At 41.0% G+C, this 23,655-nt stretch carries 17 protein-coding genes; 8 read left to right on the plus strand and 9 right to left on the minus strand.

Annotation, left to right across the window (positions count from 1 at the left end):
• The first annotated feature begins 10 nt into the window (after positions 1-10).
• Both DRB05_RS12220 and DRB05_RS12225 read left to right on the plus strand, forming a co-directional pair.
• A complete protein-coding gene (locus DRB05_RS12220) occupies positions 11-427 on the plus strand; it encodes a F0F1 ATP synthase subunit epsilon (protein ID WP_125253641.1) in 417 nt (138 codons plus the stop codon).
• A 393-nt stretch (positions 428-820) separates the two neighbouring features.
• Complete coding sequence (locus DRB05_RS12225) at positions 821-3,001, plus strand: winged helix-turn-helix domain-containing protein (protein WP_128727188.1); 2,181 nt, start codon at positions 821-823, stop codon at positions 2,999-3,001.
• 45 nt (positions 3,002-3,046) lie between these two features.
• Here DRB05_RS12225 and DRB05_RS12230 read toward each other — a convergent pair whose 3' ends face one another.
• From DRB05_RS12230 to DRB05_RS12245, 4 genes are all read right to left on the minus strand, one after another.
• Positions 3,047-5,464, minus strand: coding sequence for an ABC transporter permease (locus DRB05_RS12230; RefSeq protein ID WP_161568685.1), 2,418 nt, complete (start codon positions 5,462-5,464; stop codon positions 3,047-3,049).
• Positions 5,457-6,155, minus strand: coding sequence for an ABC transporter ATP-binding protein (locus tag DRB05_RS12235; protein ID WP_128727190.1), 699 nt, complete (start codon positions 6,153-6,155; stop codon positions 5,457-5,459). Before DRB05_RS12235 ends, DRB05_RS12230 begins: the two co-directional genes overlap by 8 nt.
• Positions 6,156-6,172: 17 nt before the next feature.
• Complete coding sequence (locus DRB05_RS12240; RefSeq protein WP_128727191.1) at positions 6,173-7,426, minus strand: HlyD family efflux transporter periplasmic adaptor subunit; 1,254 nt, start codon at positions 7,424-7,426, stop codon at positions 6,173-6,175.
• A gap of 125 nt (positions 7,427-7,551) precedes the next feature.
• Positions 7,552-10,218, minus strand: a complete 2,667-nt coding sequence (locus tag DRB05_RS12245; protein WP_128727192.1) for a M16 family metallopeptidase — start codon at positions 10,216-10,218, stop codon at positions 7,552-7,554.
• Positions 10,219-10,616: 398 nt separating this feature from the next.
• Here DRB05_RS12245 and DRB05_RS22785 point away from each other — a divergent pair, with 398 nt between their 5' ends.
• The 4 genes from DRB05_RS22785 to DRB05_RS22640 all read left to right on the plus strand — a co-directional run bounded on the left by DRB05_RS22785 (position 10,617) and on the right by DRB05_RS22640 (position 15,866).
• Complete coding sequence (locus DRB05_RS22785) at positions 10,617-10,739, plus strand: class III lanthipeptide (RefSeq protein ID WP_193554547.1); 123 nt, start codon at positions 10,617-10,619, stop codon at positions 10,737-10,739.
• A gap of 128 nt (positions 10,740-10,867) precedes the next feature.
• Entirely contained in the window at positions 10,868-13,537 is a 2,670-nt protein-coding gene (gene lanKC, locus DRB05_RS12250) for a class III lanthionine synthetase LanKC (protein WP_128727193.1), read from the plus strand.
• A 43-nt stretch (positions 13,538-13,580) separates the two neighbouring features.
• Positions 13,581-15,170 carry an ABC transporter ATP-binding protein gene (locus DRB05_RS12255; protein WP_128727194.1) on the plus strand — a complete coding sequence of 530 codons (1,590 nt, stop codon included), beginning with the start codon at positions 13,581-13,583 and terminating at the stop codon, positions 15,168-15,170.
• Between the two features lie 522 nt (positions 15,171-15,692).
• Positions 15,693-15,866, plus strand: a complete 174-nt coding sequence (locus DRB05_RS22640; RefSeq protein WP_138524557.1) for a DUF1173 domain-containing protein — start codon at positions 15,693-15,695, stop codon at positions 15,864-15,866.
• A gap of 256 nt (positions 15,867-16,122) precedes the next feature.
• Here DRB05_RS22640 and DRB05_RS23095 read toward each other — a convergent pair whose 3' ends face one another.
• The 5 genes from DRB05_RS23095 to DRB05_RS22650 all read right to left on the minus strand — a co-directional run bounded on the left by DRB05_RS23095 (position 16,123) and on the right by DRB05_RS22650 (position 20,274).
• A complete protein-coding gene (locus DRB05_RS23095; protein ID WP_275669083.1) occupies positions 16,123-16,776 on the minus strand; it encodes a helix-turn-helix transcriptional regulator in 654 nt (217 codons plus the stop codon).
• Positions 16,777-17,820: 1,044 nt separating this feature from the next.
• Positions 17,821-18,933 carry an MBL fold metallo-hydrolase gene (locus DRB05_RS12265; RefSeq protein WP_128727196.1) on the minus strand — a complete coding sequence of 371 codons (1,113 nt, stop codon included), beginning with the start codon at positions 18,931-18,933 and terminating at the stop codon, positions 17,821-17,823.
• Positions 18,934-18,950: 17 nt separating this feature from the next.
• Positions 18,951-19,622, minus strand: a complete 672-nt coding sequence (locus DRB05_RS23100; RefSeq protein WP_128727197.1) for a helix-turn-helix transcriptional regulator — start codon at positions 19,620-19,622, stop codon at positions 18,951-18,953.
• A 273-nt stretch (positions 19,623-19,895) separates the two neighbouring features.
• On the minus strand, positions 19,896-20,057 hold the full coding sequence (locus DRB05_RS22645; protein WP_161568686.1) for a hypothetical protein: 162 nt from the start codon (positions 20,055-20,057) through the stop codon (positions 19,896-19,898).
• Positions 20,058-20,112: 55 nt separating this feature from the next.
• Complete coding sequence (locus tag DRB05_RS22650; protein ID WP_161568687.1) at positions 20,113-20,274, minus strand: hypothetical protein; 162 nt, start codon at positions 20,272-20,274, stop codon at positions 20,113-20,115.
• Between the two features lie 615 nt (positions 20,275-20,889).
• Here DRB05_RS22650 and glmU point away from each other — a divergent pair.
• Both glmU and DRB05_RS12280 read left to right on the plus strand, forming a co-directional pair.
• On the plus strand, positions 20,890-22,251 hold the full coding sequence (gene glmU, locus DRB05_RS12275) for a bifunctional UDP-N-acetylglucosamine diphosphorylase/glucosamine-1-phosphate N-acetyltransferase GlmU (RefSeq protein ID WP_128727198.1): 1,362 nt from the start codon (positions 20,890-20,892) through the stop codon (positions 22,249-22,251).
• Positions 22,252-22,410: 159 nt separating this feature from the next.
• On the plus strand, positions 22,411-23,655 hold the full coding sequence (locus DRB05_RS12280; protein WP_128727199.1) for an HlyD family efflux transporter periplasmic adaptor subunit: 1,245 nt from the start codon (positions 22,411-22,413) through the stop codon (positions 23,653-23,655).

The following is a 23,655-nucleotide window of genomic DNA, read 5'->3' on the forward strand; positions in this document are numbered from 1 at the left end:
GGAGGTTGTTATGGCAATGACAGTACACCTTGACGTAGTAAGTGCAGAGCAGAGTTTATTCTCTGGCGAAGTGGCTACGATTCAAGTGACAGGTAGTGAAGGTGAACTTGGTATTCACCCTGGCCACGCGCCACTACTGACTGGCCTAAAACCTGGTATGGTACGTTTGGTTAAAGCAGATAGCTCAGAAGAAGTTATCTACGTTGCCGGCGGTACGCTTGAAGTTCAACCGAAAACAGTTACCGTCCTTGCGGACGTAGCTATTCGTGCGGATGAAATTGATGAGCAAGCTGCTGAAGAAGCTAAACGTGAAGCGCAGGCGCAATTAGCTTCTGGCACTGCAAGCGAGCTGGATTATCAGCGTGCGGCATTGCAGCTTGAAGAAGCTCTTGCTCAACTACGCCTTCTACGCCAGCTGCGCAAATAAGCAGCCGCCTATCTGGTTATCAAAAACCCACGCATTGCGTGGGTTTTTTGTTTGTTATTCAATCCACTCTTAGCTATCCCCAACATAACCCTATATTATTTCCTCACTTTTGCAATTAAGCTCAAAACACTGTTGCTTTTAGGTAAAAATTAGCAATTTAATGGGTGTATTTGAAACTCATTGTTATTTTGTTGGTATGTATTCGTCAATTATAAGAGAAGAGTTGTTCACATTGAGAGCTATTTAAAATAGTATAGTTTAAAGGCCTTTTGATTGACTAAATATCGTGGCGTGCATAACTTGGATGTATTGTATTAAAGCACCAGCTCTAGTCGCTGTTGAGGCGCTTTTACATACTTACTCTGCTTTTATTCCTGTATCCTCAAAAATAATATGAATATTGTTGCGTTTTGTAAAAATATAGAAAAAATAAAACTGGAATCTTGGACGATATATCCAGATAGACACTTACTTACTGACAACGATAAAATAGAAAGGGAGTTAGAACCGTTACTATTTAGGATGCTGTTATACTTTATTGAAAACAGCAATCGTATTGTCACGCGCCAAGAGTTATCGGACGAGGTATGGCAACAGCCGTATGTGGATGATAATGCGATAAACCGCGCAATTTCAGAATTGAGAAAAGCACTTAAATCAGAAAAGCAACGTGGTCAGACATTAAAAACTCACTACCGTACTGGTTACAGCTTTGTGCTAGATGCTGAGGTTATCTATAAAGGTACGCAGACTGACGCTAGTAATACTAGGCCAGAACCCATAGCGCCAACTATCACTCACAAGCCAGCTCCTAGCTCTGCAAATTTATCGCCGTCACGCACGCCCATTACTAAGTACATCTGGGGAGGAGTGGCTATAGCCATCTGTGTGGTCGCAGGCGTCATGCTCAAAGATCAATTACCTCTAATAACAGAAGAAATTGATCCTTCCTCTGAGCTTGTTAAAAACAAAGAGTACATCACGCAATTAGATAAAGAGATACTAACGTGGAGCAAAGGCTCGGTCGCGTTTCAAGACTTATCTTTGGGTGGAAGGTTTTTAGCTTATTCATTTCTAGCTGAAGGCGATCGTAATTCAGCCTTATACGTGAAAGATATGAAATCCCTACAGAACATCAAACTGGTAGAGCGAGAGGGCGCTAATGTGATGCCGACAGGATGGGCGGCAGACAGTTTACGTTTGTACTATCAGATCAGTAGGATAGGTGAAAATAAGGTATGTGAGCTGTGGTCTGCCACATTCATGCCTGACTCAACAGATGCGGAGCATACTAAAGTTTGGGATTGCCATGCAGAGCGCAGAATGAGTGTGACCAGTGTAGAAAATACACTGTTATACACAAAGTATGACTATCGTGATCGACCGTATATTTCAGCTATCTTTAGTAAAGACCTAGTCAGTGGGACAGAATTTCAAGTTACCTCACCGAATATTCGCTTTAGCGGAGACTTTTACGTTAAGTTATCTAATAGTAAGAACGAAATCTTATTTTTACGCTCTATCAAAAATGGCACGGCTATTTTTAAGGCTAATGCAGATGGCAGTGATCAAGAAATATTAGTGCGATTAAACTACAGACTGCGCTCTGTCGACTGGTCTGATGATGATGCAAAAGTCATGTGGTTTGATGACAATGAAAACAAGCTCATGACATATGAGCTTGCCAGTAAAATAGTATCTAGTGTGTATTTTCCACTCGAAAAGGAAATGCATAGCGCTATGGTGGTGTCAGCTGAGCAGTTAATATTTTCGACAAAATTACTGGATGGTAATATTTATCAGGTTGACGAAAGTACCTCAACGCCGTTACTCACCCCTTTCTCAGTGTCAGATGTAACTGAGTCCTTGGTGGCACCATTTAACCGTGCAAATGGCGGTATCTTCCTAACAAGGGGCGCAAGAAATCAGTCGCTTTGGAAAATGATTGATGGGGCGCGTACCAAATTGCTTTCACTACCAACGACTGAGATAGTGGACATTGTTTTGTCACCAGATGACAGTCAGCTTCTAGTTGCCTATCAAAATCAATTAGAAATAATCTCAATGGATAATCTTAATATTGTAGAGAGCATCACAGTGAATGACACCATCGCAGATGCAAGTTGGGGGCTCAATGACAATATCCTGATGACGTTGATTAAAGATACTAGTGATGCATGGAGCTATAGCCTAAAAGAGCAAAAGTTTGTGCGTCTAACCAAAAAAGGTATTCATTCTGCTCGAATGATAGATGAAGACTATTTGTACTACTTTGATAAAAGTTACAGACTAATAAAACGAGAACTTGAAAATGGTAGTGAGCAGGTGTTGTTAGACTTGTCTGATATCACGCATCTAAGCTGGTCTATGACGAATGAGTTTGTTTACTTCAGCTCGGGGAATAGTATTAGCAAGATGGATTTGAGAAGCTTAACGGTGACGAAGTTATTGGATGTTGAGCGCAAAACGGATTCTTTTTTTGGTATTTTTACTGGTGCAGTGAAGGGGCAGGTCTACGTTTACGCAAAGCGACTGCAAAATAATCATCTATTAAATGTTTCAGTAGCGAAATAACCTGAAAGTGAGCGAGCTCCAGACTGAGTAGAGCTCGCGAGGTCGCTATTCGTAGCGTAGGCTGTTTGCAGGCCTTGTTGATGCTGTTTTATAAGCGATACTTGCAACCGTAAGCCAAACTATTGTACTGACTAGCATCAGTGCAGTGATATAGATAAACCAAGGTTGCTCAATCCTGATATTAAACCCAGCTAACCAATCCGATGTGACCATATAGGTGAGAGGGAATGCAATTGCTGCACTGATCACGGTCAGCACAACGAATTCTTTTGCAAGTAAGTTCATTAACGATAATTTAGAAGCACCTAATACCTTACGTACTGCAATTTCCTTTTGACGACGATTTGCTGAGAATGAACATAGACCAAAGATACCAACACAAGTCAGTATCACAACTAAGACGGAGAATACTGCGACAATATGGGCCGTTTTACGATCTGATTTGTACAGATTTTCATAGTTGTAATGAACCTCATTCATTGGCAGGTTAAACAAATTGAATCTCGTCTGAGCGAATTCCGTTACTTCGCTTTTATGGATTGGAGTGATAGGGGTGTTAAAATTCAGGACAACATTCCCTTCATTCATCCAGCTATAACCACAGATGAAGAAACTAGGGGATGCTCCATGCTTTGCGGAACCAATTGTCAAATCTGAGACGATACCGACAACCTTTACACGGATCATCAGATCAGATTCCTCGCCAGTGGTAAATGTCCAAGTTTCACCCACTAAGCTTGCCAGATCACTGCCGCCAGCCATACGTGCGACAGATTCACTGATAATAATGCTTGCTGTCTCATTTCCTTGTGTATCAACGGCATGCCAATCAGATGTGTAGGTCGCACTGAAGTCTCGGCCATGAAGTAAGGTTAAGCCTTGTGTTTTCACTGGATCAAAACCTGTACCAATAAAAGGTAGAATAGGCACATCCTGATCTGCACCAGGCCAAAGAAGTCTGGCAGAGGTGTTTATTGATTTAGTCAAAGAGGTGTCAGAAATTGTCGCTGAGTCGACAAATGGTAATTGCGAAAATGCACGTGCCAGGTTGCTGTCCGGGTTATCGAAAAGAACAGCGCGATTGATACCAGAGATTTCTAGACGATTTTCTTTTTGATAACCCGTCTCTATGGTAGTCATATAATTTAATTGCTGATGTAAGATAAATGCGCCAATAATTAGTGCAATGGATAAAGACGCCTGTAATATCATAAGTGCTTTTCTGATCCTTACAGCAGTGGTTCCACGAGTGAGATCACCACTTAAAACACGTTTGGCATCAAATGCCGTTAAGAAGAAGGCTGGGTATAAACCCGCGATTAAGCCGACCACCAAATCAATCCCTAATAAGAATAAAATGCTTACTGGCGTGATATCAAAGCTAAGTTCCTTTTCAATCACTGCATTAAACCAAGGTAATAATGTAATGGCCACAATGGCTGCAAGTATGGTTGCGATGGTTGAGATCACCAAAGACTCACATAAAAACTGTGTGATCAGGCTCTGTTTAGAGGCCCCCATTGCCTTTTTTACACCCACTTCTTTGGCTCTCAATACCGCCTGAGCAGTGCTCATATTGATAAAGTTAATAGAGGCGATAGCGATGAGTAAAAATGTCAGGCCAATGCAGACATCAACGATAAACTGAGAACCATGAACTTTCATCTCAAATCGAGAGTTCGCCGATAGGTAAATATCACTCAAGCGTTGGAGTGAAACTTCAACCATATTTTCGCCACGATAAACTACATCGTTGTATAGCTGCGTGTACTGTGCGGCAATGTTTGCAACGTACTGCTGTTGTTCAACTTTGACATAGGTGAAACTGTCGTTGCCAAGTGGATTTGGCTCACCTAGCAGCTGTACTTGTATGCTTGTCAAAAAGTCTATTTTCAAATGAGTGTTTTCTGGCAAATCTTTGAATATAGCACCTACGGTCCATGTAACTTGCTCATTATCAAGTGTTTTACCCAATACTGACGTTTCACCAAAAAGGCGCAAAGCTTGCGATTGGGATAATGCTATATAATTTGGGGTAGTAAGGGTTTTATCGAGATCACCTGCTACCACTTCGAGTGTAAAGAACTCAGCAAAATTTGCCGTGGTTGCATACAAGTTCTCTAATTTGAGAGGACTATCATTGATTTTAATTTCATTGTTAATCACTGGGCTCATGTGGATAAGGTTTAAGATATCCGTAACGCCTTCTACAGCCGAGAAGTGTGGGTTCATTGCGGAACTGCTTACCGGAGCGTTTAGTCCCAGAGAAGGCCAGTTTTGCGCTACACGGTATGTGTGCTCTGGGGCTGGATGAAATTTGTCGTAACTCGTTTCATAGGAAGCATATAAAAAGACTAAAATTGCTGCAGCTAAGCCAAAAGCGAGACCTATAATGTTTAAAATAGAATGTTGGCGGTACTTGTTTAGTAGTCGAACAGCCGTGATGAATTGTAGCTTAAGCACACTCCACCTCCAGCACCTCAATAGGGCGATTATGGTGAATCTTACCATCGAGTAGTTTGATGATTTTATTACCATACTGCGCGTCTTGTTCTGAGTGCGTCACCATTATAATGGTCGTTCCTTCTCTATTCAGTTCACTGAGTAGCTTCATTACCTCAGCACCATTTTTTGAATCTAGGTTACCGGTAGGTTCATCAGCTAAAATTAGCTTTGGGTTTGTTGCCAGAGCACGAGCGATAGCAACGCGCTGCTGCTGACCTCCTGACAGTTGCTGCGGTAAATGATTTGCTCTGTGGGCGATATCAAAGCGTTCAAGCAAGGCATTGACGCGTTCTTTTTGTAGGGCTTTATCTGCGTTGTTATACATCAAAGGCAGTGCAACGTTCTCAAACACCGTAAGTTCATCAATCAGGTTGAAGCTTTGGAAGACAAAGCCTAGATTCGCTTTGCGAATATCGCTTAGCTGACTTTCTTTTAAGTTGGCCAAGTTCTTATCATTAAATAGATATTCTCCCTGGCATGGGCTATCTAGCATGCCCAGTATCGACAGGAGAGTTGACTTACCACAGCCTGAAGGGCCCATAATTGATACAAAGTCACCGCTGTTTATTTCCAAATTTATATCATTAATAGCAGTTGTTTTTATATCTTCGGTTATATAGCTTTTTACAAGATTTTTTAATTTAATCATTCTCTTTATTCCATTTGTTATTTTAATATTAACTTTTCTGCGTTGTTGAAATGTGCATAACTCGATGTGATGACTTTTTCACCATTTTTTAATCCGTCTTTAATCTGGAAGTTGCTTTTATCTTTCCCTGATATTTTTATTTTTCTTCGTTCTGCGGTGTTGTCATCATTTAAAACAAAAACCCAATTTCCACCAGTGTCAGAAAAAAACGCGCCTCTTTTTAATAGCATCGCATTTTTATTTTCATCACCAATCACTAACTCAACGTCCAAAGTTTGTCCTCGTTTTATATTCTCAACGCCAGTGGGAATATCTACTTCAATATAAAATTGGGAGTTATCAACTTGGCTATCTATTTTAGATACCTGCGTTGTGTACTTTTTACCTGCCACATCAATGTTAGCTTGCATGCCTTTTTGGATGATGTTTAAGTAATATTCGTCTACTCGAACTGAAAGGATATTGTCATTGGGTAAATCGATTTGCCCAAGTCGAGAGCCTGACACTTTTGATTCTCCGATCTCGGCATCAAGTTGACTCAGATATCCCGAAGTGGGGGATTTGATAACTAAGTTTTCTAAATTTAGTCTGGCGTACTCTAAATTGCGTTCAAGCATCTGTTTGCCGCTCTCTAGTTGCTCTCGCTGAACGGAGCGAATTTTTTCATCAGCTTTTTGGCGCTCCAAAGACAGTGCTAATTGCTTTTTGTAATACACTAACTCATCTTGACGCTCGGTAAGTTCTTCTCGAGAGACTAGGCCTTTTTTTGCTAATTTTTCAGTATGAGCCAGTTTGCGTTGCAACTGCGTTACCTGAAACTCCAGCTCGATAATGTCGCGTTTAATGTTCAGACGGCTTGTTTCCATCTCCATTTCTGTATTACGCAAAAAATTCAATTGCTCAGTAACTTGTGCTTCTCGACTGATCACCTGAAGCTGTAGATCTGTATTGGATAGTCTCGCGATAGGTGTTCCCGCTTCTACGGATGTGCCTGGCTCAACAAAAACCTCTTCAATCACACCGCCAGATTTAACATCAAGATAGATTGTTTTACGCGGCTCTACTTGACCTCTAAGCGGCAAGTTATTGGTAAATGAGCCCTGTTTCACGGTACTAATTGAGATACTGTTGAAGGGAACTGATTGCGTGCTACTTGGGATTGAAAGTGCTTGCATAGAGTACAGGGCTATCATCGCGGTGGATGTCCCGAACAGGCCCATAGCGACTTTCAATCTTTTCTTTGACTTTGGTTTTTCGATCTTGGTATCCATATTTACCTTCAATGTCATATGATGATGAACTGAGATACAAGATTACTTTTTGTGCTTAGGGTATATAACTGGTAGAAATGACAGCATTTTATAAGGCTCTAAAAAGAGCCTTATAAAACAAAAGATTATATTTTTGAATTTACAAAGTTTGCGGCTAGCTGAGTCTCTATTTTGGTTCGGTCACCGATCAGTATCCACTGTGTATTGGTGGCGTTGGTTAAGGTTTTCATCGCTTCAGAGGTGCTCTGCAATGAGATAGCCCGTAGTGTAGAATCAAAATCAACCAACTCATTTAAAGTATTAAGCTCAGCAGATAGGGCTAAAAATGAACTTAAATTAGCTTTATTGCTCAGTAAGTTAGTGAATCTAACCTTACTCTGGCGTTTGCTTTGAGCCAATTCGTTTGGAGTAAGTTCGCTACTGAGGGGGGATTGTAGAAGCGCTTTTAGTTCAGTCAACGCTGCGCCCATAGCATTAGGTGTAACGGGTGCCATCAAGGTAAATAGGGTGTGTTGGGTTGTGAGAGGTGTAAGCTTGGTTACTCCTCCATAAGACCATTGCTTTTCGCTCCTAATCAGCTGGTTTAATCGTGATGTTGGACCACTGCCAAGCAGTGCGTTTGCCGTTCTCGCTTTTTGATTGACGCCATTACTTAACACATGTGCCGCGACAATAAGGGTTTGTTTCATCTCTGGTCTATCGATGATATGTATATCAGGGTGTGGGTGCTGATGATCCGTCAGTAAACGCGTAATGAAAGACTGCTTGGTGTCAGCTCTATGCTGATGAAGTGGTGCAATATAATCTAATTGTTGATCGATGTTCTCATTACCCACAGAGGTATACGTGGATAAGCTCTCATTGAAAAGTAAGCGAAGGTAGTTATTGGCATCGCTCAGCTGTAGTTCTTTGACCGCCTCTACGCGTCCAAAGCCGGATAGCGGTGCTAAGGTAGCATCAAAAAGCAATACGTTCGATATTTCATCGAGTGCCGTGCTTTCCATATCTCCTTGTAGACGTGCAAGATAATTTAGCACATGTTGTTTAGCTTCATTAAATTGAGAGTTGGAGAGCTGGACCTTGCCACTTTTGAGACTGAAAAGGTACTGCATCACTTTATTTTTATGCTGATTTGGAGCGACAACACTGAAATGTGTAGTATGGGCATGGCGGTTTGTATTCAAGTTTATGCCTTGTGTTAGCGCATTTGCTTTTAGTGCTTTGGCTAATATCGCGGTTATACCCTGCAACTGAGTTGGCTCGTTTAGAAATCCAATATTCGATGATAGAGTTAGAGCAAACTCTGTATCGCTTGACTGTTCAAGGTGCACAAGTTGCTTGTCACCAATATTTTTTGAGTGTAACGATTGTAGCGCTGGTCCTGGTGTTTCGATAATTGCTGGTGGAGTTGTTATCAACTCGGTGGTTGGTATCGTTAATTGTTCAGGTAGGTAAGAAATCGTGAGTGCTTTTGACGGCTGCAACCAAGTTTGTGTTGCGTCAACGAGATCATGCCATGTCAGATTTTGATGCTTTTGCTGTCGAGTAAAATAGTAATGCGGATCGTTATAGTAAACTTCACCCGCAGCAAGTAAGTGTGCTCTGCCAGACTGTCCACTAATCATATCGCTCTGTTTGGCAACTTCAATGGCATATTCTTCAGCCGCTTTCGCTAATGCGTCAGCCATATCTTGCTCACTTTGCAACGCTGTGAGCGCTTCAAACAGCGCTTTTTCTAATTGCTGTGTCGTGATATTTGGTGCCAACTCTGCAGCTATGACAAACTGGCTTGAGAGTTGGCGCTCGGTGTGCATAAACGAAATAGAATGAGCAAGCTTAAGCTCTTCTACAAGCTTTTGGTGAAGGTAGCTACTATCTGGATTATTTAACACTTTTGCCAGTAAGTTAAACGTTTCGTTATAACGCGTATTCCGGCCTGGCACATGCCAAGAAAAAAGTAGCTGGCGTGTATCCAGTGTATGTGTGGTTACAAGGTGTTTTTTAGCAACACTTGGAACGGCCAATTGCTGGTAGCTAATAGGGATAGGTCCAGCTGAGATGGCGCTAAAATGTGCCTCAACCTTTTCGATGGCATGGATAGGATCGAGATCTCCGGACAACACAAGCACTGCGTTATTGGGCTTATAATATTGCTTAAACCATTGAGTTACTGTATCCAACGAAGCGGTTTTAACATCGTCGATATTACCGATGGGTGGTAAATGATAAGGATGTGAACTTGGGTACGCTGCTTGTGCCATTGTTTGCATCATGACATTAAAAGGATTGCTATATCGTTGCTGATACTCTTTTTGCACGACTTGCTTTTCAGCCTCGAGCTTTGTGTTGTCGAGTGCTTGAGTTAAGTGCTGCATCCTATGGGCTTCTAGCCATAACGTGTAATCTAAAGCACCTTTTGGGATAGTCTGAAAATAACGAGTGCGATCGTGATTGGTTGTGCCATTCACTTCTTGCGCTCCTAAACTTTGCATAGCGGTGAAGTGATTATCTGGAGCATGCTTAGATCCCGTAAACATTAAATGTTCAAACAAGTGGGCAAAGCCACTCTGTTTTGCTTGCTCATCTTTTGCACCCACCTTGTACCAAAGATTTACGGTTACCAATGGCGCTCGGCTATCTTGGTGCGCTATTACCGTTAACCCGTTACTTAACTCTTTTTTAATAAATTCAGGTTTGTATTTATTTAATTCATTACTTCTTATATTTGATGTGTTTGAACATCCAGATAAAGTTATTGCCAATATTAATATTGCTTTTATATGTTTTTTCATTTCGTTCTCCTTTTTTGTTTATTCTATTTTAATGTTTTTATATATCTTCCTGTTGTTTTTGACAGGTTTTTTATTTTTTATTTTCTCTGTAAGAAATAACAGTTACTCGATTTTTGGTTTTTTAATAATATGATTTTGCTCGCTAAGCACAGGTGGTAAGAAAGACGTTTAAAAACAAAACATGTCAATTCTTACAGTTTAATAAAAATTAGGTTTTGTCATCATGTTTAGCAACAAACGAAAAAACTAAAATGGAATATAGAGAACGAAAATGAACAATATTTTGAAATTACAGCAATTACCGCAAAGCAATAAGCCAGAAGATAACCTTTGGAGTATTCACAGCGTAATTTGCCAAACAGTAACTTAACTAAACATTCAATACTTTGGAGAAAAACATGAATAACGTATTAAAACTACAAGAAATGACATCGACTTCTGAAGCAGACGTTCAAAGCTGGTCAACGCTAAGTGGTATTTGCCGCACGCTAGCTGCACAAGCTGCAAACGTTCAGCCGTAATGTTTGCTCAGGAGGGCTGCGCTATAAGCCGCAGTATATCTCCTGAGAGCCAGCGACGCGCCAAATGATTTGTCGCGTCGTCCTTGGCAACTTTTTCTAAAACAAATTAAAAAAATGAGAACGAAAATATGTTGGATAATTTGTACACCTTTGGCGATAAGGACTTCTTCTCGCTACCGTCAGAGTTAGGTGCTGATAAGGAATACAGTGAAGTTATAACTAGTTTGCTTTCGAAAGATTGGACAGTAAAAAGGCACAATATCTGGCTGGCCGCTGCACCACTTGACGTGGAAATTCCGCTGCAAGGGTTCAAAATTCACGTATCGGCCACGGAGGAAGAAGCCATTGAAGTGATCCGTAAAACCGTACAGGTATGCATGGATTATAAAGCCGCATTCAAAGTTATTTGTCGTAAAGACTTAGCCAACCAAATGGCATCTAAATCAACCGGTCGCAGCGGCTCTGGCAAGCTGATCACAATTTACCCCGTGAACTTCGATTCGTTTAAGGCCATGATCCATGACCTGTATCTGGCGACGAAAGACAACAACGGCCCATACATTCTCTCTGACAAGCGATATAAAGATAGCAAAGTCGTGCACTATCGTTATGGTGGTTACAAGTTGATCCCAAGGCCTAAGCCCGATGGAACTGCGGATGCGTGCTTGATCCAACCGGACGGTACTTTGGTGAAAGATGAGCGAGAAGCGTTTTACTCATTGCCTAGCTGGATTGATGAGCCGTTCAACGATGAAGCCCTCAGCGAGGATGATTCTGAAATTAAGCCGTTGGCTGGTAGATATCAAATATCAGAAGCTTTTTCCTTCTCGAACAGTGGTGGTGTGTATAAAGCGACAGATTTAGCAACGGGCGAAACTGTAGTAGTTAAAGAGGCACGTCCTTATGTGCAATTCTCCTCGCTCAATGCAAAGTCGATATATGCTGACACGGTATTAAACAATGAATTTAAAATACTTGAGGCGTTGCAAGGTAGTGACTACTTCCCTAAGCCCGTCGATTGTTTCACCGAATGGGAACACTCCTTCTTAGTTGAAGAGTTTGTACAAGGAGAAGCAATACGCTCATTTAGGGCAAAAGAAGAAGTCACTTTGATCCCATTTACAGGCAACTTGGCGACGGCAGAAAAGTTTAAACAACAGTTTACTTGGATCACCAAAGCGTGCATTGAAGCCATCTCATATGCTCATAGCCAAGGTATTGTATTGGCAGATATTTCACCAAATAACATCATTGTTGATAGTGACAATAAACGCATCAAATTTATCGACTTTGAAGGTTCGTTTAAATTAGATACAGCGAATGAACATAGAGACAGCATTCCGATTTTAGCAACCCCCGGTTTTACCGAGCAATCGAACTTGATTAAAGAAGGCGCAACTTTTAAGGGGGACTGGTATGGTTTATCCATGGTGTTGTACAGCATGTTGCTTCCTATTCAGCAAGCCTTTGAAATGAATGCTGAGTTCAAATGGTCGCTGCTAGAGAGGTTGGTACAAGATAGCGGATTACCTAAGCATGTGATTGAGATTGTAGACCGTCTATCTAAGGGCTTAGTTGATGAAGCTAAGGTGCTTTTACATGAGTTGGAAAACATTACATTATCAGACGAAGTAGCAGAGAAAATAGAAAGAATAGAAGCGCTTCCTAAGATATCGGCAGACTTTAGTGAAATTGAAAATACACTACAGCGCTCACTGAATAACATAACCCGACTACTGAGAAGTGGTATCGAGCGAAAAGGTCATAATTTTTATCTACCAGTGGATTTCCAAGCATTTGATACTCATATGAGTTCACTCGCCTACGGTTATTCAGGACCTGCGCTATTACTCGCCCGTTCCGAACATAGTATTCCAACAGGTCTTGCAGCAGAGTTAGAGCAGGGTTTTAACGAGCAGGAAGCATCTCCTGGTCTATTGGTTGGATATGCCGGTATGGCACTGACCCAACTAGAGTTGGGTAACTACGATGTTGCACGTGAATTACTGACTAAATCCATGGCTGTACCGCATGAATTACAAGCGAGTAACTTTGCCCACGGTTTGGCAGGAATAGGGCATGGCTTTATTAAGTTGTATCAGAATACACAGCGAGCAAGCGACTTACAGCAGGCTATTGAAGCGGCGCAGTTACTAAGAAATAGAAGAACTTTTGAGCGTGGTGGATACAAGTATGCGTCAAGTGTAGAGGACAGTGATGGCGTTGGCTTCATGTACGGTAGCACAGGAATCGCGTTGTTTTTAATCCAACTGTTTAACGTGACGGATCAAGAGAGCTATTTGGAAGAAGCTAGATTGGCGCTGCAATTCGACCTGAATGTGGGGCTAAAGCCTGAGGGACATTATCAATGGGGCGACTCCGAGAGCAGTCAAATGGTACTGCCGTACATCGAAAATGGGTCCTCGGGTATTGGTTCGGTGGTACTGCGCTTATATCAAGCAACTGAAGACGAATACTATTTGAATATTGCCCGTAAAATTGCATTGAGCTCATACTCGCTTTATGCAGCTCAGCAGGGATTATTCTCTGGTTCGGTGGGGATCGCTGACTTTTTATTCGATATGTATCAGGTTACCCAAGAGCTGCAGTATAAGGAAAGTGCATTTCATATATTAGCGCGTTCGGCACTGTTTTCAATTTCACGCGATGAAGGAGAGTTATTCCCAGGGCGCACCTTGATTAGGCTGTCGACTGATCTTGCTATGGGTTCTTCGGGCGTTGGGATTGTCTTTGACCGAGTGTTAAATAATAAATCTCGCCCATTGTTTGATATCTAATGAGGTTGGCGGCTTAGGCCGCCTCACTAAGGAATTGATTATTATGATTATTTCAAAAGAAAACCTTAGCACAGCTAAAGATATCTTGAAGCCACATCGCAAGAAACTCGGTTTACTGTTTTTCTTAACTGCTATTCAAGCAGTAATGTTTTCAGCGGTAGACCCATTGGCAATGAAATTCTTAATAGATGCGCTTAGTGAGGGTGATGTACAAACATTTATTTATTTGGCTGTAGGTGTGACATTCATTGCGACGTTTGGTAGAGCGCTAATCTATTATACAGCGTTAACCTCGCAAAAAATAAAAAATGATGTACATCAATACCTTACTGTTGAAATGGCTGAGTCTATCTACAATAAGCCGTATGCAGAAATTGCTGAGAAAGGTCGTGGGTACTTTACTTCTCGTTTGCATGATGAGGCACGTCAGCTAAGTGGAGTCGTTGATGTGTGTACAGGCTTGATATCAGGGGTTTTAGTTAGTGTTATTGGATTAAGTGTAGCGATTTGGTTGAGTTGGGAAATTACTTTGGCGTTAGTTGTCATAGTACCGTTTCTATACTTTTTAGCACACCGCTTTAGTGGCAGGATCTCAAACTGTACAGAGCGTTTGCATGAGACGGAAGCGCAATTTAAATCCATTTTAAATAAAGCCATTGATAGCTTTAAGTATGTAAAAACTCATAGTCTAATCAACCAAGCGCAGCACCGCATTGAAGAGGGGATCGCTGAGCCTTTGGATGCAAGATATAAAAACACCAAAATAGCTGCCATGTATCAATCTATCAGCAGCGTGTTTTTAAGTTATGCCGAACTGTCTGTTTTGATTGCGGCTGGTATTCAAGTGATATTAGGTGTGTTTACGATAGGTTCATTGTTTGCGCTAACCCGAGCATTCGGCATGATCGTTGGTGCAGTACAGCAACTGTCAGCAGTGATCCCTCAAATTGCTGCGTTGAACGGGCTACTTGAGCGTTATCGTGTCTTTACTCAAACGGTTGAGTTGCCTCAAGTCTCCACTGGTACTGCAGAGCACAATGAGCTTGAACTACACAATGTTGGATTTAGTTATGGTGATAAGCAGATCCTTAAAGACGTATCTTTTAATGTGAATCATGAAGATAAGATCTTGATATCTGGTGGAAATGGGGTAGGAAAAAGTACGTTTTTGAATTTGTTGGCGGGCTTTTATCAACCACAGCAAGGCCGGATCACGCTTGCACAAAACAAAGAAATGAGTTCCGCGCTTTACCCATTTCAATTTCTGCCAGGCACGGTGAAGGAGAACTTCAATACCCTAAGCCTGAAATGGAATAGCTCAATACGTGCAGAGGCGTTAATCAAGGAGTTGGGACTGCAAGAGTGTTTGGATATTAATTATGACGACCTGTCTGAAGGTCAAAAGAAGAAATGCCAAATTGCCGCTTGCTTACTAAAACCTGCAAATATCTATGTATTAGATGAACCGCTGGCTAACATTGATGATCAGAGCAAAGAAAGTATTTTGGGGCTCATAGAGCAATACACCAAAAATGCAGCTGTGCTTATGATTATGCACGAGGGCAACACCTTTAAAGACAAGTTTACGCGATTTATTGACTTGAAAGGAGACGGTAAAGTCGCAGTAAGTTAAGTCTGCTAGGGCTATCGGATGGATACTAAGTTTGGCTCACTAACAGTAAAAATAATACAGAGTGAAAGTTAGTAATGACAAGGAAGTCATATTTTGAACCGCTTTCTATGCAATTTTGCTGTTGTTTAAGAAATGAACAGCATGATGATATTTATTTTTCGTTCTCTGGCAGGGATGCCAGCCTTACTCAAATAGTAAGGATCGCTTGGAGGCGAGGACTTGGCAGATAAGATGCCTAATGAAAGTACACACTGACGTGTACATACCGATTTATTTTTTCGTTCTTGGCAGGGATGCCAACCTTACTCAAATAGTAAGGGTCGCTCGGAGGCGAGGACTTGGCAGATAAAATGCCTAATGAAAGTACACAATGACGTGTACATACCGATTTATTTTTTCGTTCTTGGCAGGGATGCCAACCTTATTAATATTCGTTCTTACCCTGCCAGATCTAGCAGCTTGTTGACGGTGAATTAGTTGTTTATATTTAACTCACACACAACATAACAACAGGGTAACATAATGAAAATTAAACTAAAAAAACGTGAAATGAAAACACTTTCTGCTTCTAGTTCTGGGATCAAAGCACAGCAAACAATGCTTGTTGCAGGTGGTATAAAAGAGCAGGTTGCATCCGACTACAGCTGGACAGTGGTGACGTCACATATCAGTGACTGTCCAATTAATATCCGCTAAAACATTCTGCAACCCCCTCCTTTCTTAAGTAAGAGCCTGTAGGCTCTTCTTCTATTTCTAAAGCCCGTTCAAGCGTTACAAGACAAACTACTCTAATATTACATATGACTAAGTGCTTGAATTTGAGGAAGGGTATTTTGTTAGATTTGTGAACTTAAGAATTATAGCTCGACCTTAGACATGTGAACTAGGTTTATTGCTCACATGTTTGGGGTCGATTTGTGGCTTTGTATAGGATATAAAATCATATAATGGATTACAGGGTGTGATTGAACAGGTACTTTACGATGGCTTGCTGTCGATTTGCACTATTGGTTTTTTCAATGCAGTTATTTAGGTGAAAATTGACAGTACGTTCCGAAATCCCGAGTATTTGGCTAATCTCCCACGATGTTTTTCCTTCTGATGCCCAAAGAATACAATCGCGTTCACGTTTGGTGATCTTTATTTTGTCTTTGGAGAAGCTGCGCTTTAAAGCTTGTAATAAGTGAAGCCCCAAAATACTCCAATGCCACTCTTGTTGGCGTGAGTCTATGTAACTATCGCTGGTGATAAGCACACACCCTACAATACCGCTGACTCCGCGAAGCGGGACCATCAAGCCATACTCACTGCCTTTCACTTTTATCGCGTAGGGGGTGTGGCTCTCTTTACAATTTTCATAAGCAGCATCTAAATTAAGGGTATCTTCCATAATGTGGTGGTTCGGTCCAATCACATGATGTTGATAAGCCGTTGGTGAGAGTGGCTTAAAGCCAATTAAATGAATTGAATCACACCGAATAGTCGTTCCTATCTCCATCAGCCACTCTTCGATTTTAGCGGGTGAGTGTAAGTTTCCAGCTTTATCTATCAGGGGTTTAAAACTCAATATATCTGCAAACGTATTTTCTATGTTGTTATTAGTCATGTTATTTCCGCAATTAATGAGCATTGATGGAAGTATAGTGGCGCTAAACAAGCAACATTGCAAATTCCTGAATTTAATTTAATAAGCAATAAAAACAATGTATTAGTCTTGTTTATTATCGTGGAAATGGTTGTGAAATGGATTTTTCATAAGTATGTTAGTGGAGGCTATGATTTGTTAAGGTCTGTCGCTTTTTGAGGTTTATGTTTCCGGGGAGCAGTATGTGTTTGGCTTGCGTAGTTGTGTTGTCTGAGTGACGCGATTCCACATGATAGTAGAATAAGCAGTAAAGTTATAAGCTCTTAAGTACAAAGGGTAAATACTAAAAACTTGCCCGCCTTGGTTTTGGTTGAGCGCTATATTGCTACTGTGCTGCGAAAGGAAGGTGAATACGTATACTTCTCTACAAAAGTGCTTGAGCTTCAAGAGCGAGCATCTGAAACATGAATATCTATAGCGCCACCTACTTATTGATGCGGTTCACTATCTCAAGCAGAATGAGTTTGGCGTTGGTATTCAATACCGATAATAAAAAGAAAAGAGTATTATTTTGGCTGTAATTGATTTTAATCACCACGTCTGCTATGAAGGATTTTTAGCGTATTTTTAAACTCTTTTATGAGATATAGCTTTCGAATTGGCTAATGTATATCTGTGACTTTACATAACCTATGTCTAGATAAGCTTCATTCAAGCGTTATGTGACTTTCAATGTGCCAACATCCTCACTAATTTGAAGCATTAATTGTCAGGAGCTGATTATTGGTGTGTGAGCACGTTCACCAAGCATGATTAAGGACTGCTACAAGGTTTTAATTATCAGAAGCTTAGGTTGTTCAATACTTCATGTGTGATAGTTACTTATGCACAGCATTATTCAGTCCTTTTGTTTGGGGATATGGATGCCATTTGCGGACTCAATGTGAGTTCATATAGAGAAAATTGAAGAGGTTTAGCTATGCCAAAATATAAAAAAGCGCTCTTGAGCAAGCAGCGGACACGGGTGCTGCTTGTAGAGCGCTTAACAACAAGTTAGGAAAAAGGTTAAAGTAATTCTGTGAACTTAAAAGACTCTCCAATACCTAGCACACGTACTTTAAAGTTTGGCTTTAACTCCTTAGCTGCATAGGCAAGTCTTCGCAGTGGCTCATTAACATGTTCAAAGCCAAGCTGCCATGTCCCATATCCCCAAGGAATAAATATTTTACAATGCAGATCTTGCGCTGCTTTTAATGCATCTTCTGGTGATAGGTGCACGCTTCTAAAGTGTTTACCATAGGCTGTTATCGGCATCATACATATATCAATGTCACCATGTTTACTATGTATATCTTTGAATATTGGGCTGTAGCCTGTATCACCCGCAAAGTAAATTTTTAACTGGCCTGTATTGATGATCCAGCCACCCCATAAGCTTTCATTTTGGTCGAATATACTTCGGTTGGAGTAGTGGTGTGCTGGCACAAATTGGATTTTGTTTTTCTTATATTCAACCTCGGTATACCAATCAAGCGCGAATACGCTGTTAAATGTGCCATCAAGCTCATGCTGCATACCGATAGGTAAAAATATATCTAAGTCACTTCCTAACTCTGACAGAGTTTCATTGGAGAAATGGTCGTAATGGTCGTGAGAGATCAATACACTATCAACAAAAGAAAGTGCTTTTGGCTCTACTGGCGGTGGCCCTAAACGCTTTAATTCGTCAAAAAGCATGGTTCCAACAGTGCCCACCATGCCATCAAACTCACCAAATACAGGGTCAGTCAAAAAGCTATTACCACTTCCGTCTTGGATTAAAAAGCTTGCATGGCCTAACCAAGTAATCGTATTACGTGATTGGCTGTTTAAAGCGGTCGGATATAAGTGGTCTTGATAATTGTAACCTTGAGTTTTATCAAACCCAGAATAAGATAATTTGAATATGCTGTCCTCTACAGGCTTCTTTTCTTCAGGAGTCTTAAAATCTATCGTATCAATCTCATGATAAGGTCCCAGATCTTTGAAAGGCGAAGCATACAGGTTTTGATAAGACTCCATTGACTCCGCGTGTAGTGTTTTATTCACTTTTACAACAGGTAGCGGCTTTCGGTTTGTATTACACGCTGTCAGCGCTAAAGTGGCCGCAAACAATTTTAGATATTTGAGAGATCGCATTTTATTTCCTTTAAAATTTAAATGATGTTTGTCACGACGCACTTCGCGATAGCTTGAAGTCGGTTTGAGCTATTAGTCTTTTCAATACAATTGGATAGATGGAAATTTACGGTACGTTCAGAGACTCCCAATATTTGACTAATTTCCCATGAAGTCTTTCCTTCACAGGCCCAAAGTAAACAGTCTCGCTCGCGTTTGGTGATAGCAACAAGGCGTTGTTTAGCTAGCTTGATATAAGCGTGTATGAGATATGTAGCAATGGACGACCAATACCAGCAAAGGTGCTCAACGTCATGAGGGTCTTGAATTTGTAAAAGAAATGCACCGTGTTCATTGTGTCCAGCATGTACAGGTAATAGATATAAATGCTGAGGATATAAGCTGCCAAACTGACTCAGTGAAATGGGAGAGGACTCATTGTGACAGTATTCATGTATCTCTTCGCTGAGCAGTAGTTGGTTTATTGCACTGGGCGGATTGCCATATAGTTTGCATTCAACAGATGTTGGTGTTGTGTGCTCAAAAGCGATGAATGCTAAAAAGCTAGGTGCTGACATCGCTTGTAGCTTTGTGACTAGACTGCGAAATTCAACTTCATTTTTTACGTTGTTTATCTCGTTAATCATCTCATTAAACACGGTCTGGTTGTAAATCCCTGCTGTTGCCGGTGTCATGCTTACTAAACTCATGCGTGATGCTCCGCTATTTGAAAATATATTGTGTTTACGCTTGATGGTGCGGATCACTGGCTGCTGTGAGTTATCGCGCCTCGAAAGCGTTGTTTTCAAAAAATGTATTGACGTTACACCACTATTAATGAGTCGAGTCATACCAGCTGGTAAACGTTTGTTGTTTAGGCTTTGGCCTTTGTGCTGTTAATTAACGCCTGTTTTATGGTTGTATTCTCTACAACGAGTACCCCTAGCACTTAAGTGATAGGTTTGCTCTGTCAATGTCCTACATTAGTGAATTTGAGCTGATGGCAACGTAACCGTTGTATCTGAGCTATCGCCTGGCAATTTTGTTATGGTGCCGCCGTTGATTAACTTAGTCATATTGACAGGAAGGCACTTGTTGTCTTGGCTTAAGTTTTTGATGCGTTTCTTTGTGATTGCTAGTTTCATGGTCGTGTCCTATGTATTTTGTTGTTTTTATTGAATGTTGTTATTGAGTTTATCGTTAGCGTATTTGAGCTGATTGCAATGTAACGGTAGTGTCTGAGCTATCGCCTGGTAACTTTGTTATGGTGCCGCCGTTGATTAATTTAGTCATATTCACAGGAAGACGTTTGCTGTCTTGGCTTAGGTTTTTGATATTCTTTTTAGTAACCGTAAGTTTCATTTTCTTATCCTTGTTAATTATTTATTGTTGTGTAGAGCTTATAAATTTTTATTTCTTAGCTTGTTAAGTGAGGAGTTGCTGTACCCCGTAACTTGATTCTTAAGTTAGCAAGGTTTTTTCAAAAATTGATTATTAGAAAGTTATGATTTGTATATAAGGTTCTGGTATAAGCTTTTGTTTTATAAGCTTTGTTATCTTACAAAAGAGTTTAATTAGAACTTTCCAGTGAGTTTTTCGCTGTATTTTTGCTTTTTATCGCTCTCGTACAACTGTCAAAGTGAAGTCTTGAATGTAAAGAAGTTAGTTGAGGCGTTAGGAGAAAATAGCGTATTGAGCTAGAGATATTGCAGTAAGAGCTAACGGTGCACTAAGCGTCATTGTGATAAGTAACGGTACCTTAGTTATATCACTTTAGTAATTTCTTATGTGCGAGCAGCCGCTTTTGGTGAACATTCAGCTTATGACTATCAATTGAGGTAAATTTAGTTAAAATATTCGCAATCATTTCTGAAGCAAATTATACACTGCGAGTAAGTTTGGCTGGGCACATGGAGTGGCAGTCTTAAAGTGTGTGATATGTGTAGGGGATAGCAAATAAAAAAGGATTCATCATAGATGCCATTAAATACAATTATTTTAGCTGCGGGTAAAGGCACGCGCATGCGCTCTAAACTACCAAAGGTACTTCATCCTATTGCTGGAAAGCCGATGGTTCAACATGTCATCGATAATGCTGTGTTTCTTGGGGCGCAATCGACCAATTTAGTATTCGGACATGGAGCGCAGCAACTACAAGCTGCCTTGGCACATAATGAAGTAAACTGGGTTCATCAAGCAGAGCAATTAGGTACAGGTCACGCGGTAGCGGTTGCGAAAGAGCATATCGGCGACGATGACAAAGTGTTAATCCTCTATGGTGATGTACCACTGACAAAAAAGAGTACGTTACAGCGTTTGCTGGATGTGACGCCAGATGACGGCCTTGCTGTACTCACTGTTGATTTAGCAAACCCAGCGGGTTACGGCCGTATGCTGCGGGAAAATGGTAAGTTAGTGGGCATCGTCGAACAAAAAGATGCTTCTGATGAACAGCTCGCTATTACTGAAATCAACACCGGCATTATGGCTGCTAATGGTAAGCTTTTGAAAAGGTGGTTGGGGCAGCTATCAAACGAGAATGCACAGGGCGAATATTACCTCACTGACATCGTTGCAATGGCACACGATGAGGGAATAGAAATTACCTCAGCACAACCAGACGATAAGATGGAAGTTGAAGGTGCGAATAACCGCGTACAACTTGCTGCCTTAGAGCGTGCTTATCAGGCTTGGCAAGCAGAAGCCCTGATGATTAACGGTGCAAGTCTAGCTGACCCTGCTCGTATTGATGTGCGTGGACAGGTAACAACCGGCGAAGATGTTCAGATTGATGTTAACGTGATATTTGAAGGTCATGTTGAAATTGGCGATGATGTCGTCATTGGTCCTAACTGTGTACTCAAAAATTGTAAAATCGGTAATGGTGTTGTGATTAAAGCCAATACTCTTATTGAGGATGCGTCAGTCGCTGATAAATGTACTTTAGGCCCTTTTGCTCGTTTGCGCCCTGGTGCGATCATGGAAGAAGACTCTCATATTGGTAACTTTGTCGAGATGAAGAAATCTCGCCTTGGTAAAGGTTCTAAAGCTAATCACTTAACCTATCTTGGGGATGCTGAAATTGGTGAAAAAGTGAATATTGGTGCAGGGACTATTACTTGTAACTACGATGGTGTGAATAAGTCTAAAACTATTATTGGCGATAATGCGTTTATTGGCTCAAATTCCTCGCTAGTTGCGCCAGTTGAAATTGGTAGCACAGCAACGGTTGGTGCAGGCTCTGTGATTACTTCAAGTGTTAAAGATGAACAACTAGCAGTTGCGCGTGGAAAGCAGCGAAATTTAGATGGTTGGCAGCGTCCAATTAAAAAGCAATAAGCTGATTTTATATTTATTATCATAGAGATAGTATAACACTTCTTAGAATAGAAATAAGGCAAGTATGACTTGCCTTATTTCATTCCTTTCTGTTACTACCCGTGGTACATTGTATTTTCAATAAAAAAATATTAACAATAATATTACCCAATAAGTGCTATGGAAAATTTATTTCGCCGTGAGGTGTTAGAGCATAAGCAGCACCGCTTAGAGGGCACAATTAGCTTGATCCAACCGCCTGTATTTAAAACGTTAGGGTTACTTATTCTAGTGGTTGTGGTTTTAAGCATCGTGTTTCTATCTAGTGGTAGCTATACCAGAAAGGAAAGAGTATCTGGCGTCATCGAACCCAGTGGCGGATTGCTGCGCGTTGCAGCGATGCAACAAGGTGTTGTGTCTGAGGTGTTGGTTAAAGAAGGTGAAGAGGTGATTGCGGGGCAGCCGTTGCTGCGTATTGCATCTGCAAAACATAGCACCGAAGCCACCGAATTAAATCAAGCTTTACTTAATCAGTACCGGTTCCAACAAAAAAATCTATTACAACAAATAGAGCAATTGCGAGGTCAATATCAACTTGATATTGAGGAGTTGCAGCAGCAAGAAAGCACTGCAAAAGAAAAGTTAAGTGAACTTGAGAGTCAAGCCACTACGTTCCAAGAGCGGCTACTACTTAATCAAGATTTAGTATCGCAAATTGCAACACTAAAAGGCACCGGATACATCTCTGAGCTTGAGTTGCAGCGCCAGAAAGATACTTTGCTGTCGCTAAAGCAGCAATCGTCTTCCATCCGATCGGAACGCATTGCACTGGAATCGCAACTTAAAAACATCAAAAATCAATTGGCTAAACTGCCCATAGAACACCAAAACCGAATTTCTCAGCTGCAATCGCAACAAGCTGACCTGCTTATCCAAATCTCATCCATTGAGCAGGAGCGACTTGGTGAAGTTCGTGCGACTCAGTCAGGGGTAGTGACAGGATTACTGGCAAAGTTAGGTAAAAATGTTTCTATGGGTCAACATTTACTTACCCTGATCCCCGAGCATAGTGATATGCAAGCGATAGTTTATATCCCAACCTCGGCCTTTGGTTTTATCAAAGAAGGACAAGAGACAAAACTGCGTTATCACGCTTTTCCTTATGAAAAGTTTGGCATTTACAAAGGAAAAATTGTAGAGCTCAGTAACAGTGTGATTTTACCTGAGGAAACTAATATGCCGGGTATTATTAAGGAGCCTGCGTATCGCGTGGTTGTTGCACTTGATGAGCAAGCGGTTAAGGCATACGGTAAAGATACCGCATTGAGAGCAGGAATGACACTTGATGCCGATATTGTGGTAGAAGAACGCTCATTATTGCGCTGGTTGTTTGACCCAGTATTTAGCATCAAAGGCCAATTATAA

Origin of the sequence: Pseudoalteromonas sp. A757 (assembly GCF_004103285.1) — a bacterium.
GTDB classification, from domain to species: domain Bacteria; phylum Pseudomonadota; class Gammaproteobacteria; order Enterobacterales; family Alteromonadaceae; genus Pseudoalteromonas; species Pseudoalteromonas galatheae.